This is a genomic window from Pedobacter sp. SG908 (assembly GCF_011759615.1).
GTDB lineage: Bacteria > Bacteroidota > Bacteroidia > Sphingobacteriales > Sphingobacteriaceae > Pedobacter > Pedobacter riviphilus.
The window spans coordinates 1,543,156-1,560,563 of record NZ_JAAOYY010000001.1 but is presented as its reverse complement, the minus strand read 5'-3'; the positions used below and the strand labels follow the sequence as shown (position 1 = coordinate 1,560,563).

8 protein-coding genes are annotated in these 17,408 nt (G+C 38.2%); 2 read left to right on the top strand and 6 right to left on the bottom strand.

Translation table 11 applies throughout. The annotated features are described in order from the left end of the window. Positions 1–102 precede the first annotated feature (102 nt). The 4 genes from FHT21_RS06385 to FHT21_RS06370 form a co-directional block, all read right to left on the bottom strand. Positions 103–4,098, bottom strand: a complete 3,996-nt coding sequence (locus tag FHT21_RS06385; RefSeq protein ID WP_167293895.1) for a hybrid sensor histidine kinase/response regulator — start codon at positions 4,096–4,098, stop codon at positions 103–105. Positions 4,099–4,556: 458 nt separating this feature from the next. Beyond that, entirely contained in the window at positions 4,557–4,838 is a 282-nt protein-coding gene (locus tag FHT21_RS06380) for a SelT/SelW/SelH family protein (protein ID WP_167293894.1), read from the bottom strand. A gap of 336 nt (positions 4,839–5,174) precedes the next feature. After that, positions 5,175–10,013 (bottom strand): chemotaxis protein CheB, encoded by a 4,839-nt coding sequence (locus tag FHT21_RS06375; RefSeq protein WP_167293893.1) that lies wholly within the window; start codon positions 10,011–10,013, stop codon positions 5,175–5,177. A 4-nt stretch (positions 10,014–10,017) separates the two neighbouring features. Continuing rightward, a complete protein-coding gene (locus tag FHT21_RS06370; RefSeq protein ID WP_167293892.1) occupies positions 10,018–11,547 on the bottom strand; it encodes a GAF domain-containing protein in 1,530 nt (509 codons plus the stop codon). 339 nt (positions 11,548–11,886) lie between these two features. On the opposite strand from FHT21_RS06370, the gene FHT21_RS06365 reads away from it, so the two are divergent. Beyond that, positions 11,887–12,303 carry an SRPBCC domain-containing protein gene (locus FHT21_RS06365; RefSeq protein ID WP_167293891.1) on the top strand — a complete coding sequence of 139 codons (417 nt, stop codon included), beginning with the start codon at positions 11,887–11,889 and terminating at the stop codon, positions 12,301–12,303. Positions 12,304–12,309: 6 nt separating this feature from the next. On the opposite strand, the gene FHT21_RS06360 is transcribed toward FHT21_RS06365, so the two are convergent. Continuing rightward, positions 12,310–13,398 carry a PepSY-associated TM helix domain-containing protein gene (locus FHT21_RS06360; RefSeq protein ID WP_167293890.1) on the bottom strand — a complete coding sequence of 363 codons (1,089 nt, stop codon included), beginning with the start codon at positions 13,396–13,398 and terminating at the stop codon, positions 12,310–12,312. Between the two features lie 3 nt (positions 13,399–13,401). Next, positions 13,402–15,753 (bottom strand): TonB-dependent receptor, encoded by a 2,352-nt coding sequence (locus FHT21_RS06355; RefSeq protein WP_167293889.1) that lies wholly within the window; start codon positions 15,751–15,753, stop codon positions 13,402–13,404. A 161-nt stretch (positions 15,754–15,914) separates the two neighbouring features. Between FHT21_RS06355 and FHT21_RS06350 the strand changes: the two genes are divergently transcribed. Next, entirely contained in the window at positions 15,915–16,703 is a 789-nt protein-coding gene (locus tag FHT21_RS06350) for an SDR family oxidoreductase (protein ID WP_167293888.1), read from the top strand. Positions 16,704–17,408 lie beyond the last annotated feature (705 nt).

Here is a 17,408-nt window from a genome sequence, read left to right as displayed (position 1 = left end):
CCGAAGTACCGAAATTTTTAAACTTTATACAGGGGGCTAAATCACACTTTGCAGGGGGCGTTTTAAGATAAATGCCTTTAAAAGCCTAAATTAGGGTAACTTTTATGTTGTAGCATTAATATTATAGTATTTATGAAAACTTTTCCTGTGTTTCTTAATAAACTCAGAAGGTGTTAGTTTAAACAGCTTTTGAAACTGCTCCCTAAAATATTTACTATCATTTATTCCCACTCTAAAAGCAGCTTCGTTAATATTTAAATTGGTATTAATTAACAACTCGGCAGCCTTTCTTAACCTGATGAAACGGATAAAACCATTTATCGATTGGCCTGAAGTGGCTTTGATCCTTTTGTAGAGATTAGAATGACTCATTCCAAGGTCAGATGCCAGTGTTTTTACATTAAAGCTGTCTTCCATCAGATTTTCTTCAATAATCATGATGCATTTTTGAAGAAAGCCCTTATCCTCTTGTGATACTTTATGGGCATCACTTTTTAAGGTTATTTCATTGTAGAAATAAGACTGAAGATTGGTCCTGTTTTTAATAATGCTATTAATTTTGGCTGTAAAGAGTTCTTTATCGAATGGTTTACCTATAAAATCGTAGGCACCAACTTCAATTCCTTTAAGTTTTATCTCCGGACTAGGGTCGCCAGTTAACAGAATTACCGGAATATGGCTTAGGGCAGAATCGTCTTTAATCGCTTTACAGAGTTCGATACCGTTGAGGCCATCCATATTTACATCAGATATAACGATATCAGGCAAACATTCTTTACAGAGTTTTAGTCCATCTGTACCATTTTCGGCCTTGTAAATTTTGAAATTATCCTGAAAAATGTGCTTGATGTAATCGATAATTTCGGGGTTATCATCAATAACCAAAATCGAGTGTAAATCTGAGATGAGCAATTCGAGGTTGCCCACATTCTCGGCATCGTTATTTTCTGCTTCTTCCTCTTGTGCAATGAGCTCGTTTACGTAGGTTAACTCATTCTGGAAAACACCGCTTTGTTGCAAGTTTGGTTCCCCAACCGGAATGTCGATCAAAAATATGGTGCCCATCCCCTGATTGGAGCGGAACGAAATTTTACCCTTGTGCAATTCTACAAAGTTTTTGGCCAGATAAAGCCCAATGCCAAACCCCATCTTTAACGATTCGTTTGACATCACCTTATAAAACTTATCGAACAATTTTTCCCCCACATCTACAGGTATGCCCGGACCACTATCACTCACCTCAATATGCACCCGCATACCGATGGTTTTAACACTAAATTTCACAAAACCACCTTTTGGAGTAAACTTAAGTGCATTAGAGAGCAGGTTAAAAAAAACAATTTCGAGTTTATCTTTATCGGCATAAATATCCAGGTCTTCTTCTTCGCACTCAAAAGTATACTCGATGTGGTTCTGCTTTGCCAAATAATTAAAGCAGAGAAAAATCTCGTTGGTAAATCTGTACAGGTTGATCCTTACAATTTTTAAGGTATCATTCTCACTTTCAGTCTTTCTAAATAGCAATAACTGATCTACCAGGCTTAATAAACGCCTCGAATTGCGATAAACTATATTTAAATCGTTTTTTTCAGGTCCTGGGTCTTTTTTATGGATAATATCTTTAATCGGGTTAACGATTAAGGTTAACGGCGTTCTCAGCTCGTGCGAAATATTGGTAAAGAAACTTAATTTTTTCTCATTCAGGTCTTTTTCACGCTCCATTTTAAGGTTGGTAATCTCCACCTCGTGTTTTAACCTTCTCTGGCGGTTACGATAAGTTTGAAAAAGATAAAACAATGACGATCCTAGAATAAGGTAAATGGTATAAGCCCACCAGGTACGGTACCAAGGCGGTAAAATCTTAATGATTACTATTTTTTCATTGTTGCTCCAGGCACCTTCGGTATCGGTACTTTTAATGTGCAGTTTATACTCGCCCTCATTTAACCTTGAGTAATAGGCTGTACTTAATTTGTTTACATAATTCCAGTCTCTGTCCCAACCTTCCAGGTAATAGGCGTAAGAAATCTGATCCTGAAAAGAGAATTCTATAGCTGCATAATCAATAGAAATCACTGCAGCATTAAATGGGATTTCGATACGTGATAAATTAACAATAGAAATATCGTTATAACTCGAATCCTGATCGAGCGGAATATTATTGATCCTAAAATCAGTCAGCACCATTTTAGGTATCCTTTTATTTTTCTTGATGCTATCGGGCGAAAACAAGTTAAAACCACCAATTCCACCAAATAAAAAATCACCATTGGTAAGCTTTAATGCTGCATTATAATTGAATTGATTGCTCTGTAAACCATCAGTAGCAAAATAGTTTTTAAAATTATGGTGCGTAACATCAAATTTCGATAAGCCATTGTAGGTACTGCACCACAAATTACCTTTTGTATCCTGAAGGATATTAAGTACCGAATTACTGGGTAATCCATCACTCTGGATATATCGCTTTATTTTTTTGGTTTCGGGGTCAAAAAGCAATAAACCTCCACCCTCTGTGCCGATCCATATTTGATGATTAAAATCTTCCTGAATGGCCCTAATGGCAAAGTTGATCTTCGTATAACGATGTCTCTTGTTTATTGGATCTATTTCAATCAGTTCAGTATAATTACCTGCCCAAAGTCTGCCTTTCGAATCCTGGAACAAGCTATGAATATCCTTTAATTTATGGTCGAAAAGTTCAAATTTATCAGCGCTTTTATTATAACGATACAATGCACCGCCTTTTGTGGTGCCTACCCAAATATTTTGTTGTTTATCTTGATAAAGCTTCCAAATATTAATGTCATCGATACCTTTAAAAGTATTATAACAGTTATAGTGAACAAATTTTCCGGTTGTTTTATTAAAACGATCTATCCCTCCGCTAAAACTGGCCACCCAAACGTTGTGATCTGCATCGTTTAAAATACTGGTCACAAAATTACTGGTTAAAGAGTTTGGATCGCTTGTTTTAGCGTAATTAGCAAAAGTGTTCTGCTTTCGGTTCCAAACACTTAAACCACCCCCATCAGTCCCAATCCAAATGTTTTTATTCTCATCTTCACTAAAGGAGAGTACAAAGTTGTTAATTAAGGAATTACTTTTTAATGGATCATGTTTAATGGTGGTAAACTGCTCGTTTTCAGGATCAATGATATTAACCCCACCTCGTAAGGTCGCAATCCACTTTCTGGATTCGCGGTCTTCGTAAACCTGTGCAATAGAATTACTGCTCAATAAACCTTTTTCTTTTCCTGCAGACAGGTAATCTGTTTTTTGATTTTTTGTGTCATAAACGGTAATCCCTCCCCCATCAGTCGAAATCCAGAGCTTTTGTTTCCGATCAAACAGCAAACTCATAATATTCTCATTACTTAAATGCTGGTCAAATTTGGTAAGAATACTTTTTGCTTTATCAAACTTAAAAAGTCCGCGCTCTGTTCCAACCCAAAGCATTTGGTTAGTGCCTTTTGTAATGCTAGTTACCGAACGTACCGCAGTGGTTACTAAACGGAGTGTATTTTTATCACTGTCATACCTACAAAGCCCTACATCTTTTATAAAAAGCCAAAGGTTTTGATCTTCATCTATATATAAAGCTTTTACAGTAAAATCGAAATTTTTCCCATATGGTATCCGTTCTGCTGCACCGCTATTCTTTTTGAGCATGAACAGGCCTTTTTCTTCAGTAGCCACATAAACAACTAAAGCTTGACTTATTGCAATGGAATTAATAGCATAGCTTACCTCATTTTTTCTGCCTTTATCCAGATAAATCAATTGATGAAACTTGGAATCAGCATAATCATAATATGAGATCCCCTTTTGTGTGCCTACCCAAACCCTGTTATTCGCATCTCCATTCAGTACGGTAATATGGTTATTTACCAATGAATGTTCATCTCCCCATCCATTCCTGAAAACCTTAAAGTGATAGCCATCGTAACGGTTTAATCCGTCATAGGTACCCATCCACATAAACCCGAAATGATCTAGATACAAGGAATTTACCACATTGTTAGACAGACCACTTTCTACCCCCAAGTATTTAAGGGGAACAGCTGGAGACTGGGCAAAACAAATACCTGCGCCCATACATAAAAAAAGTATGAAGCAGGCCGTTTTTTTTTGAATAAGGAACATAGAGAAAACAGTACCGTAGTATTACTTGGTACGAAACGAATATACATATTTTCCTAAAACTCAGCTAAGCACTATTGCTTAGGATTAAATAGCAAAAACAGTATAACTTCTCATACGCTTAAGCCTGTTCAAAACATGAATCTGCTTTTTATGCAAAGAATTTACCGGTTGAAGGGCAGTTCCCCCCCTCGCTGGCGCACGCGTGCCGCGTGTGCATTTCTATATCTCCTCTACAGTTCATCTAAATCTATCAGCCCCCTTACCCCCACTATAATCTATTGCGCTGCTATATTCCCAATGCCAGGCCTCGTTAACAAAACCTGCCACTAACGGATTGTCATGCCAATAATCAGCTTCTTGCTCAATAAAGCTATACTCCGCAATTCTATTGGCTTATTATCATCAATGGATTATTTTATATCAGAGTGTCCAAGGTTCATGCTTGGATTCACTTCATCTCGAATAAGCTGTTTTAATTCTTTAATTTCAGGGAAACGTTGCATCTGCCTCCTATCGAAAATTAGTTTATCGCTAACGTGAACAGTAAAAACGCCTGATGTTTCACTGGGGATTAACGTTACCCCCTTTACCTCATCTACAAAAGTGGTTAAAATTTCTTGCGCCATGTAAGCCGATCGTAACATCCAGCCACATTTGGGGCAATAGGTTATGCATATCAGTGGTTTTTCCATTGTATTTTTTTACAAGGGTACAAAAAATTATAAAGTGATGAAAAATAGAAAATGTTATATAGTAACGGGGCTAAAGTTAAGCACATAGAGCTTCTCTTTTGTTCTTTGCAAAAACACTTCTTTTAATTTCAAATTCTGCCAAACCACACTGAACAAAATGAACTAAACAAGTTCGCTGCTTAAAATGTTGTTAAAAGAGAAAAGGGTAGCCACATCCATGTTTACCCCTTTCCAATTACTCCCGTGTTAGAGGAACTATAATTACACCAGTGAAGCATTTTTTGTTTGCTTTATCTAGATAATCATACAATACCAGTCTTAAAACACGTACTGATTCTACGGTTTATCTTTTAACGGAATTTTAAACCAGAATACCGAACCTTCTCCTTCTTTACTGTTTACACCGATTTCGCCTCCATGGCGTTCAACAATTTCGGCCGAAATATATAAGCCAAGCCCAAGCCCCGAAAAGCTGTATGAAGAAGCTTCTACACGGAAAAACCTGTCGAAAACAAATTGCGCTTTATCGTTAGGTATTCCAATTCCGAAATCCTGTACAGAAACCAACAGGTAATCGCCCTCTGCTTTAGACTGTACTATAATTTTATCTGCATGAGGAGAATATTTGATTGCGTTGGAAATAAAGTTGCTTAAAACCTGTTCAATCCGGTTACGATCGGCATACACCTGAACATCAGTAATATCCTGTTCAATCCGGTGTTCACTCATGCTTTCCTGTAAACCATCAATAGCATCTTCAATAACGCCGGCAATATTGAATTCAGAAAAATTGAAAGTCATTTTACCAGCTTGTATCTTGGTTACATCCAATAAATCTTCAACAAGTGCAGTCAATTTACCAATCTGACGGTTCGCCTTATCTACAAACTCATAAATTTTCTCAAACTTTCGCTGTTCGGCCATCCTCAATGCAAACTGTAAAAATCCTTTAATACTGGTTATCGGCGTTTTTAACTCGTGACTGGCAATACTCATAAACTCATCTTTTCGGTGCATAAGCTCTTTAGTAGCCTGTTGTGCTTTCATTAAATCGGTTACTTCGAAACCAAAAAAAGCAATGCCATCAATTAGCCCCTGATCAGAAAAAACTGGATTTAGGATAATATCGAACCACTTTTCAACCGAATTTCCTGTAGCACGGTTTAGCTGCTCGATCTTATAGGCGCTGGCTATATAAGTTTCGCCTGTTTTCAGCACATTTTTCTCTATTTCGAGCAATTCAGGTGATTCGAACTTAGAACCATTTCCAATCCTTGATCGGCCTATATAATCGGTTCCGCCATCAAAAGTTTTAAAAGCTTCGTTAACAAATTCGTATTTGAGGGCTTTACCTCTACGGATGGTGATTAAAGCTGGTGCATTTTTAAAAATGCTATAAAACTCGTCTTGCTGTTTCTTAATCAGCTTTTGAAGTTCGTTACGTTTTTTCTCGGTATGTTTCTGCTTGCTGATATCGATAACATAGGTAATTGCCCCGTTCTGAACATCTTCGTCTAACAATGCCGAACCAACTAAAACATCTACCGGAATGCCTGCTTTGGTAAGGTACTGTTTTTCAAACGGTGGGCAGAAGCCTTTTTCTTTTAATAATTTATGCGATATTTTGCTGATCGGCAAAAAAGCTTCGGGTGTAATCTGCATCCAATTAATATTTCCATTTTCGAAATCAGATCGCGAATAACCTAAAAGTTTTAAAAAGATATCGTTAGCATCTTCTATCCGCCCGGTTTCAATATCGCTGAACAAAATTCCGATTACATTTGATTCGAAAATCTTTCTGAATTTACGTTCTGTAGAGTTCAATCTCACCTCAGTATCTACCAGTTTTGATATATCGACCATAGAACCAACCATACGGTAAGGGGTGTGCAGATTATCCAAAAGGATACTTCCCCGGTCTAGCAGTGTTGCATAACTACCGTCTGCTTTTTCTAAACGATACTGAGCCGTCCATTGGGTTTCGTTGTGATTAATGGCCTCATAAACACTCGCTTTAACCCGCTCACGATCATCGGGATGGATTTTATCGAACCAAAATGCAATATTTTCGGTGTGTGCATCTTTCTGATAACCGAACATAGAAGTAAAATTGTCGCTCCGCCACATGGTGTTATTGGCCAGGTTCCAATCCCAAATGGTATCGTTTGTGGCATGCGACACCAGGTTGAAACGTTCTTCACTTTCTGAAAGTTTCATGGTACGCTCTTTCACTTTTAGTTCGAGATCGGTATTGAGTTGACGTAGGTTCTCGCGCGTGCCTAAAAGTTCATTATAATTCTTTTTCAACTTGTGTTCAGCCAATTTTTGCTGACTGATATCGGTTAATGTAGCTACAAAACCGTCAGACATTTTTACCGCAATTAGCTGTAACCACTGTTCTTTAGAAAACTGAAGCTCTGTTTCGAGCACCTTTCCGTTTTCTACCACGCCAACATATTTATTAAAAAGATTACTTACCGTAAGTTCAGGAATCATTTTCATCAACCTGGCTCCAGTGAGCTCCGATTTGTTCTTCTTTAAAATACTTAGTGCCGAATCGTTATAGGTGCTGCACTCAAAATCCACAATAAAATGTTTAGCATCTCTCACTGCTTTAAATGCCAAAATCCCATTAAGGCTTGCATTAAAAACACCGCTTATGATATTGTTCAATTCTGTAATTCTGGAAATATCTACAAAAGAGATCACCACACCATCTGCCCGCTTATCTTTCCTTAAATAAGGCATTACACGCATCAGGCATCGGGTATTATTTTTCAGTTGTACTTCCTTTTCGATTACCTGCCCATTCAGCAGCACCTTCTTAATATCGCTGATTAGATTTTCTGCCTTAATATTGTTCGAAATGTGTTCTATGGACCTGCCAATATCTGATTCGATAAGATTCACCATGCTTACTGCCGCAGGATTAAATTTGCGGATAAACATTCCCACGTCGAGAAAAATCTGACCAATATCGGTACTCCTGAAATAATTATCCAAATCATCATTTAATTCGATCAGTTCTTTGATTTTTAACTGGTGTTCGGTATTTAGGGTGTGCAACTCTTCGTTTAATGATTGAAGCTCCTCATTGCTGGATTGGAGCTCTTCATTGGCTGAAAGTAGTTCTTCGTTGCTTGATTGGAGTTCCTCATTGGTGGTTTCCATTTCTTCTACGGCCAGCTGCAGGTTCGAGCGTGTTTCGTTCAGTTCGGCCTCCAGTTCAAATACATATTCAGATTGGTTAGCATCATGAAAGCCAGAAAGAACAAATTCATCCTTATCGGCAACAACTTCTGAAACATGTTTTGCAAAAACTACCATGGTAAAACCATTGGTATGAAGCGGGGATGCCGGTACAATGGAAATGTCTACAAAAGTATCTTTAGTAATCTGTGTAAAACGGATCTTCTTTAATTCAATCTTTTTATTTTCTTTCCAGGCTTTCCGCAACCCGGTATTGAGCACGATAGATACCTCCCGCGGTACCATCTTTAAAATATTGAGTTCGATACTTTGTTCAGGAAGCGATAAATATTGGCGGTAATCGCCAACGGCATCCTGCATAATGTACGCTTTATCAATAAATACCGCAACATAGCCCAGATCTGATGAAAGAAAATCGGCCAAACGTTTTTCTAACGGACTTTGTAGCACCTCAGTGTTACCGACTTTTTTACGTTCCTGGCCAATTGCAGCCTTAGCGCCTGTATTATAGGTATTGTAAGAGGAATAATTGATTTTTCCAGTTTTTTTATAGATTTTCGATTTACCCGAAACTTCAGTTAAACCAGCCTTCATGGAAGAAGCAGTTTCGCTCGATCCCAGAAACAGATATCCATTTGGCAGCAGGGAGAAGTGAAATATGGAAAGAATTTTTTCCTGAAGGATGCTATTGACATAAATAAGCATGTTTCTACAGGTAACCAGGTCGTTTTTAATAAAAGGAGGCGATTTAATTACATCATGTTTGGCAAAAACAACCTGTTTACGTAGGCTTGCAACAACTTTAATGTGCTTTCCCTCCTGTACAAAATACTTCTTAAAAAGTTTAGCGGGTATTTCTTTTTTTACCGACACTGGGTATTCGCCACGAGAGGCAATCTCAATACTTTTTTCATCAATATCAGAAGCGAATATTTTTATCTCGATCTTTTTGCCCGATCGCTCTACGCAATCATCCGCAAGTGCCGTAATGGAGTATGCCTCTTGCCCGGTACTACAGGCACAAACCCAAATTTTGATCACATCGCCGTTTTCTTTCCGGTTAACGATATCTTTGATGGCAAACTCATTAAGTTCTACGAAAGCCTGCTCATCTCTAAAAAATTTAGTTACCCCAATCAGGAAATCCTGCGCTAAAATCTTTACTTCATCTGTATTGTTACGCAAAAAATCGACATAACGGTCGAGTTTTTTTATACCTCTCTCGTTCATCCTCCTGCCAATACGCCTGATAATAGTGGGGGTTTTATACAGGTTAAAATCATTTCCACTAATGTTGTGCACCAATTTAAACACCTCGTCGAGCAGTTCTTCATTAACTTTACCATTTTCGAGCACTTTAACAGGTTCTTCATTTACATAGCTAAAAAGTTCTTCCTGCATCTTAGAAGGAACCATTATATGATCGGCATTGCCAGATGCAATGGCCGAATTGGGCATACCATCAAATTTAGCAGACCCCGGATCCTGAACGATAACCATTCCACCGTTTTCTTTTATGCTTTGTATGCCTTTGGTACCGTCGGTACCAGTTCCTGAAAGGATAATCGCAATTGCTTTCTCTTTTTTATCTTTCGCCAGGGTATGTAAGAAATGATCGATTGCGGTATTAGGTGCCTTAATCTGCGATTTATCAGCGAGCTTAAGTCTCCCCTTAACCAAGGTCATGAGTTTATTATTAGGAATGATATATACACAATCTTGTTGGATGGCCATATCATTTGCTGCTTCGAACACCTTCATATGGGTGTGCTTTCCTACAAGCTCTACCAATAAACTTTTATAATCGGAAGAAAGATGCTGGATCACAACAAAAGAAAAACTCGAGTTTGCCGGCATGTGGTCAAAGAACTCATGAATGGCTTCCAGGCCACCTGCAGATGCACCAATGGCAACAATGTATTTATCGTAACGCTTATTCAATACCGATTCCTGCTTTTTTTCCATTAAGCTAATTGTAAAGTTGCTTTATTCTAAATTCAAATATAAAATTCCTTAAGGATTCGGCTATTTCCAGTTCATTATTGCTCCAAGGCAACGACTGCCCATAAACGGTTTGTAGCCAAAGCTTAAACGAATTTCGTGGGTGATAGTTTTTACCATCTTTATCAAATTTGATCACCTGCTCAGGATCGCCGCCCCATTTGATCTGCTGTATTACTTCAGGCCTGAAACAGATTATATAATCGCCGTTCCTACCATCAATCGGGATAACCAAAATCCCGCTTCCAAATTTTTCATATGCTTTCGCTTCCTCATATACCCCACTTAAATGATCGCTGGCATACACCTTATCAGTTTCTTTTCCCTCAAGCCATAACATCAGGTTATATACTTCAACTTTATCAGGTACATTTCCGCGCGATTCGATTCTGTTACCTATTTTTACCACCACTCCGCCTGCATTAAACAAAGAAAGAATATTTAAGTTTTCATCTTCAAGCAAGCCTTCGATAATATCATCTTTCGAGTAAATAAGATCAGTGATAATGGTTCGTTTTTCAAGTCTGAAAGCCGATCGCTGATAGTCTTCCTGACTTAATATAGCGGTAATGCGATTGGAAATCTCTACCGAAAGCCACTCGAAAATATAGCGCATATCTACATTTGGATATTTTGGTTCGATATGATGGCATGATATTAACCCCCAGAGTTTATCGTGATGCAATACCCTGATAGACATTGATGCACTGACGTTCATATTCTGCATGTATTCCAGGTGTACAGCTGCAACACCCCGTAAATTACAATCAGATAGATCGATAAAGGCGTTGGTTAAAGGATTGATAACCGGATACAATCTAACAGGTTTATATGCACGGTTAGAAATAAGCCTGAAAGGATTTTTAAGGTAAAGTGCCCTTGCTTGTTTAGGTACGTCAGAAGCCGGAAAAGTTTGCCCAAGATAACTTTCCAATGCCCCTGAAATTTCCTCGGCAATTACTGTCCCGTTCCAGGCAGCATCGAACTGATACATTCTTACTCCATCGAAACCTGAAATCTGACGTAGTTGCTTAATGGCAACATTACACACTTCCTCCAGTGTTGAGGCACTCTCCATGGCCGAAATAAACTGCCTTACTTCCTGAAAAACGTCTGAAAAACTTTTCTGGCCATCCGTTAAAGCAGTTTCTATTTCCAATAAGGTATAGTCATGCTTAACGTGGACCAAACCATTGAAATGCAATTTTTCATCATCATTTTTAAATGTCAGATTAACTGGAATTCTGTCTTTCGCATCTCCTTTAATCAGTTTAATAATATTATCTATGTCTTGTTGGCTAAACCATAATGATAAATGTTTATTTATCATCTGTGCTGGTGCTTCATTGGTAATTGTACTTAAGTTTTCGCTGATTTGTATAATATCCAAGGTTTTATTATCCAATACGATTAAATATCCATAATCTTGAATGGAATTAATGTGGTGAATTGGTAAGTTTCCGCAGAATTCTGCATCATAATTTGGTTTATCTGACATTTCTGAATATTTATTTTTGGAAAAACCTAATGCTTAGGAAAAGCAAAAGATTTCATTCTTAACAATTATAAGGCCAATTAAATCCTCATTTATTTTCAATTTCCTCAAATTGGACCATTAAGCACATCGTGCAACTAAAATATAGATTAAGGACTTTATTGAAAGAAAAACAATAAAAATAATACTGACCATACAACCAAGAGGAATGTTATTTTATATTAAGGCTTAATCGAAAAATATTGCACATCAACAAATTACCCAAACCACCTCTGAATTTGTCTTCAATGGCCACCTAAAAGTAGGCCTGGAACAGTTAATTTAGGACATAATTTAGCCGATATGAACAAGAATGCTTTAACTGCCAGCGTTGAAATAAACCAGCCAATTAGCCTGATCTGGAAAATCTGGAATGAACCCGAGCACATCATTAAATGGAATGCTCCATCTGACGAATGGATTAATGAGAAAATTGAAAATAACCTAATCGAAGGCGGTGGTTTTTTATATGTTATGGCCAGAAAAGATGGAACAGAAAGTTTTGACTTTAGCGGAACTTACACCGAAATTATTGAGCATGAGCGAATTGCCTATACATTAAACGATGGCCGGAAAAGCCTGATCACCTTTACAGGAAATAACCCTGTTACGCTTACCGAAATCTTTGAACCTGTTGCAGATCTTGATTTCGCCATGCAGCAGAAGTTTTGCCAATCGGGGTTGAACCAGCTTAAAGCGTATGCCGAATCAACTTTATAGCTTTTATTATTTCTTTTTGCGCTTTTTTCTTTTTTTCCACCAGATGATAAAACCGGTAACCGGCAAACTCGCCGCAACCAAAGCCGCTAAACAAGAAAGGATTTTATTTGGGAGCCCTAAAAGCCTGCCCGTGTGCAGATCGTAATTGGTGGCTTCTATTAAATCGGCGCCATTAAAATCTTTATACAGTTTGGCCCTAATCATTCTGCCAGTGGCTTCCTCATAAAAAAAGGTATTTTGCCTGCGCGCCCAACGGTACGGGTAAATCATTCTTAACCGCAGTTCGCCTTTACCACGCAACGAAAAACTAGTGGAGATAGCACCAGGATATTTAATTTTGGCTTCGGTATAAATTTTATTATAGCGTATAGGTAAGGGCTCGATATGCGTAGGTTTGGCTAAAACAATAGCTTTGCCTTGTCCTAATTTACTCCCCGTAAAAAAGCTAGCTACATTTTTTACTTCTTTAAAAGCAAAGTACAAACCGCTCAAAGCGGTAACCAGTAGCACAACTGATGCATAAAAGCCCAACACGTTGTGTAAATCGTAATTTAGTCTTTTAAATGAAGCTTTTCTCTTAATGGTTAACGATTGTTTTAATAACCGCATTTGGCCAGGAAACCAAAGTATTAATCCTGTTATCAGCATCAATACAAAAATAACCACCGACCACTGCACGATAAACTTTCCGGTTTTACCTAACAATAGCGAGGTATGGATATGCTCTACAACCTGAAGCCAATCTTCTCCTCCTCTTTTTATTAAAGTGGCATCATAGGGGTTAAAATAATATACTATTCCCTTTTTACTGGTTAGTTCGACTGTTGCATTTGGCCGTACATCTTCAATTCTGATCAGCCTTAATTCATCTTTAGGCGAAAGTTTTTCGAATCCCGAAATAACTTTATCTAAACCTACAAAAGGCTGCTGTTGGAGATTTACATAGCGGAAATCTTTTTGTGTAAAATCCCTGATTTCTTCTTCAAAAACATAAAGCGCTCCGGTAATACTGACGATGATGACTACCAGACCGGTTGCCAGGCCCAACCAAAGGTGAATGTTCCTGATGGTATTTTTAAAATCCCTGTTCTTCATTACCTAAAAAGCGTAGCCTAACGATAGGTTAAATCTGCGTCCATTACCCCGTACATAATTTACATTGCTGCCGTAAAACTGCGAAATAGCAGGGTAATAAACTTTATTCAATAAATTTTCTATGCCTACCGATAGTTTTAAAGGCTGTGTAACCTGATATACTGCCGCCACATTAAATAAATTGAAGGCTTTTACCGGACCTTCGCCAATTAAATATTTACCTGCAGCATTGGTTTTAAAACGATCACGGTTTCCTACACGCATCCAGTTTACATCCAAACTTAAGTTTTTAATGCCCGAATATTTAAGATAAACTGTAGTTTTTGATGGTGGTATACGCGTTGTATTTAAATACACATCTTTCTCTCCGTTAAAATTACCATCATTATCTACATCTCCTTTTCCTTCTACTTGTGCATAGTTACCGCCGATACTCAGCTCTTTTAAAACTTGATAATCAGCCTGGATTTCGAATCCATATACGCGCTCTGGAATACGTTGCGAGATGTAGGTACCATTCACTTCTAAAAGATTAGCGCCTAGTTTAGAAGTGCTGTAGTAATATGCTGCGCTGAAATTCAGTTTGCCTAGGCTGCTGCTAAAACCAGCTTCATAATTGTTTACAATAATAGGTTTAGTTTCTAATTGCGATAAAGTGTTACTTTTTGCTGCCCTTAGCACCCTGCCTAACTCAAATACGGAGAACGATTGTGCATAACTGATAAAAGGATTAAAAAACCTGAATTTAGAATAACGTGCACCAGCATTAAACACCAAAGCGTTGTAATTTAATTTACCGCCCTGCACCGCTATGCTACCCGCACCGTTTGCTCCGGTAGCCAGGGTATTAAAATCGTCTACATCAATGTTAATATTTTCTACCCTTAAACCTCCTTTTATGGTTAAATCATTAATTAAAATTGCAGAAGCCTGTAAATAAGGCGCAAAGTTTACCATATTCATATTAGGCACCCATAAACGGCCATCAGTTAAACTTTGAGCAGTTTTATCGTTCATTAAATCCAAACCATAATTTAATTGCATTGGTACCTGATGTACAACGTTGAAAGGGGTATTCAGGTTTACCCTTGCCCCTTTTTTGGTAGAGGTAATGGCCGATTGGCCGCCTCCGAAAAATGATGCTGAGTTCGAATAAATGGTATAAAAATCCTGGTAATATAGGTTGGCTGTTAAATCAGTTTTACCGAAAATCTGCTGATTGGTGTATTGTAAATTGGCATTGTGGTTAAACCTTGTCCCTTCTTCTTCGCCCAATCTTGTTCCGTAAATACCAATGGCCGGCGATTGACCGTAAATGCCATCTTTGGTTACATACTTAGAATGCTGCCGCGAGCTGAAATAATTATACATCAGCTGCAAACGTTGTTTTGGGGTAAACTTATAACCCAGCTTTATAAAACCGTTGTAAGATTTGGTTTCTCCTAAACCATATTCTGGTGAGATAACCAAACCCTCAGCATCGCGGAAAACACCAGTTTTTTCGAACATACCACTTACCAGGTAATCAAACTTACCTGCTTTACCGTAAAGCTGTTGCGAAAAGCGGTAGCCAATGGTGCTATCACCTTTTAGGTTTCCTGTAATTCCGGCCTGCGTGTAGCCTCCGAATGATCTTCCCTGATCGGCTTTTTTAGTAATATAATTGATTAAACCACCTTCTGCACCATTACCATAAATGGCGGTGGCACCTTTAATCACTTCAACACGCTCGATAACGGAAGGATCTATACTGCGGATATCCCTTCCTCCTGCTCTTAATGGGGTAGATTGTGGAATACCATCAATTAATACCAAAACATTCCTACCCCGCAAAGTCTGACCAGAGTTACCCGTTTGATTGGTAGAAAAGCCCAATCCAGGTACGCTGTAAGAAAGTATATTGGCTAGATTCGGACTAATAGCAGATTGTGTATTTAATTCTTTTGCGGTTAGTACAGTTACCGATGATGGTGTTTGTGATAATGATTCTGGCCGTCTGCTTGCCGAAACAATAACATCGTTAAGATCTGAACGCTGTTCTTTTAAAACTAATGTTACCCAGGTTGTATCATTTGCGGTAACTGATATACCCTGTTCAAGCTGATCGTAACCTGTAATCGAAACCTTAACCTGTTGGTTTCCGACAGAAACAGCTGTTAATTTAAATGTTCCAGTTTTATCAGAAGTGGTTTTAAGATTCTGCTTTTTAACCTGTATGTTGGCGAAAGGTATGCTGTTCCCTAACGAATCGACAACTTTTCCGCAAATTGTTCCCTTTCCAGTTTGTGCAAAGAGAGTGGTTGTAGATAGTATAATAAGAGCTATGGCAAAAAATTTTATGTAAGGATGCTTCATGCAGTTTTAAATTTCGGCAAAGCTAACATTATTTAGACTCATTAAAAATAATAAATCAAAAAAGATGGCTAACTGGTGTTTAGTCATGCGTTATTTTAAAATAAATGAGACATAAGATTTAATTTATTTGATATTTGTGGTAAATCGTTTTGAGTAAAAAGATGTCAGAAACAAAGATTACCTACGCCATGATAACGGGAGCCAGCAAAGGTATTGGCAAATCGATGGCTATTGCACTGGCCAAGAGAAAAATCAACCTGTTGCTTATTTCCCGCTCGGCTGATGAATTAAGTGTTTTACAAACAGCAATTAAAAACGAATATGGTGTTGAAGTGCATATCCTGGCGATTGATCTTAGCCAGGCACAAGCGCCAAAAGCAGTATATAACTGGATAACAGAAGAAAATTATGCCATCCATATCCTGATCAACAATGCAGGTTATGGCTTATGGGGGAAATTTGAAGAACTGGATTTAAGTGCTCAGTTAGAAATGTGTCAATTAAATATGACCACCGTAACCTCATTGTGCCATTTATTGCTTCCGATCCTTTCAACAGAAAAAAAGGCTTATATACTCAACGTTTGCAGTACTGCAGCCTACCAGGCGGTACCAACTTTGGCTATTTATTCGGCAACTAAAGCCTTTATTTTATCTTTTACGAGGGCACTAAGATTCGAGCTTAAAGATGGTCCGGTTTCAGTGAGCTGTCTGAGCCCCGGTCCTGTTGATACAGGTTTTGCGCACCGGGCCGGATTAGATGCATTTAACAAAATGGCTAAAAAGTTTAACATGAGGCCTGAAGAAGTGGCCGAAATTGCGATAAAAGGAATGTTTGCCAAAAAATCTGAAATTATTCCGGGTTTTACCAATATTATCAGTGTATGCGCCAACAGGATTTTACCAAAAGGATTTATCGAAAAAATGGCCGCAGGCATTTATAAGACTTAAGTTTACGGTTTAGGCGCAGTCAGGTGTTTCTATACAAATGATCATATATGACTTAGTTTCATTTTATGTATCGGGTGCCAGGTGATAACAGCAAATACGACAGATACTAGGAAATGAACATTCAGTTGTTCTTGGCGGTGTGCAATCCCGCTTTTCATTTCAAGTCCTCTCCCGATTGAAAAAATCGGGATCCGGGCTTTACATTGCAATCGGGTTTAAGAACAGCAGATTCTGCACCTCGCAACTTCAAAAATGAAATAAGTTTAAGTAGGAGCTGCCAGGCGATAACAGCAAATGCGACAGGTATTAGGAAATGAACATTCAGTTGTTCTTGGCGGTGTGCAGTCCCGCTTTTCATTTCAAGTCCGCACTCATTCTTCGTTTACGGGCTTTTCATTACATTCGGGTTTAGGAACAAAGGTGGGTACACTATACAACCCCAAAAATGAAATAAGTTTAAGTATGAGCTGCCAGGTGATAACAGCAAATACGATAGGTATTAGGAAATGAACATTCAGTTACTCTTGGCGGTCTGCAGTCCTGCTTTTCATTTCAAGTCCTCTCCCGATTGAAAAAATCGGGATCCGGGCTTTTCATTACATTCGGGTTTGAAATAAGTTTAAGTATGAGCTGCCAGGTGATAACAGCAAATACGATAGGTATTAGGAAATGAACATTCAGTTACTCTTGGCGGTCTGCAGTCCT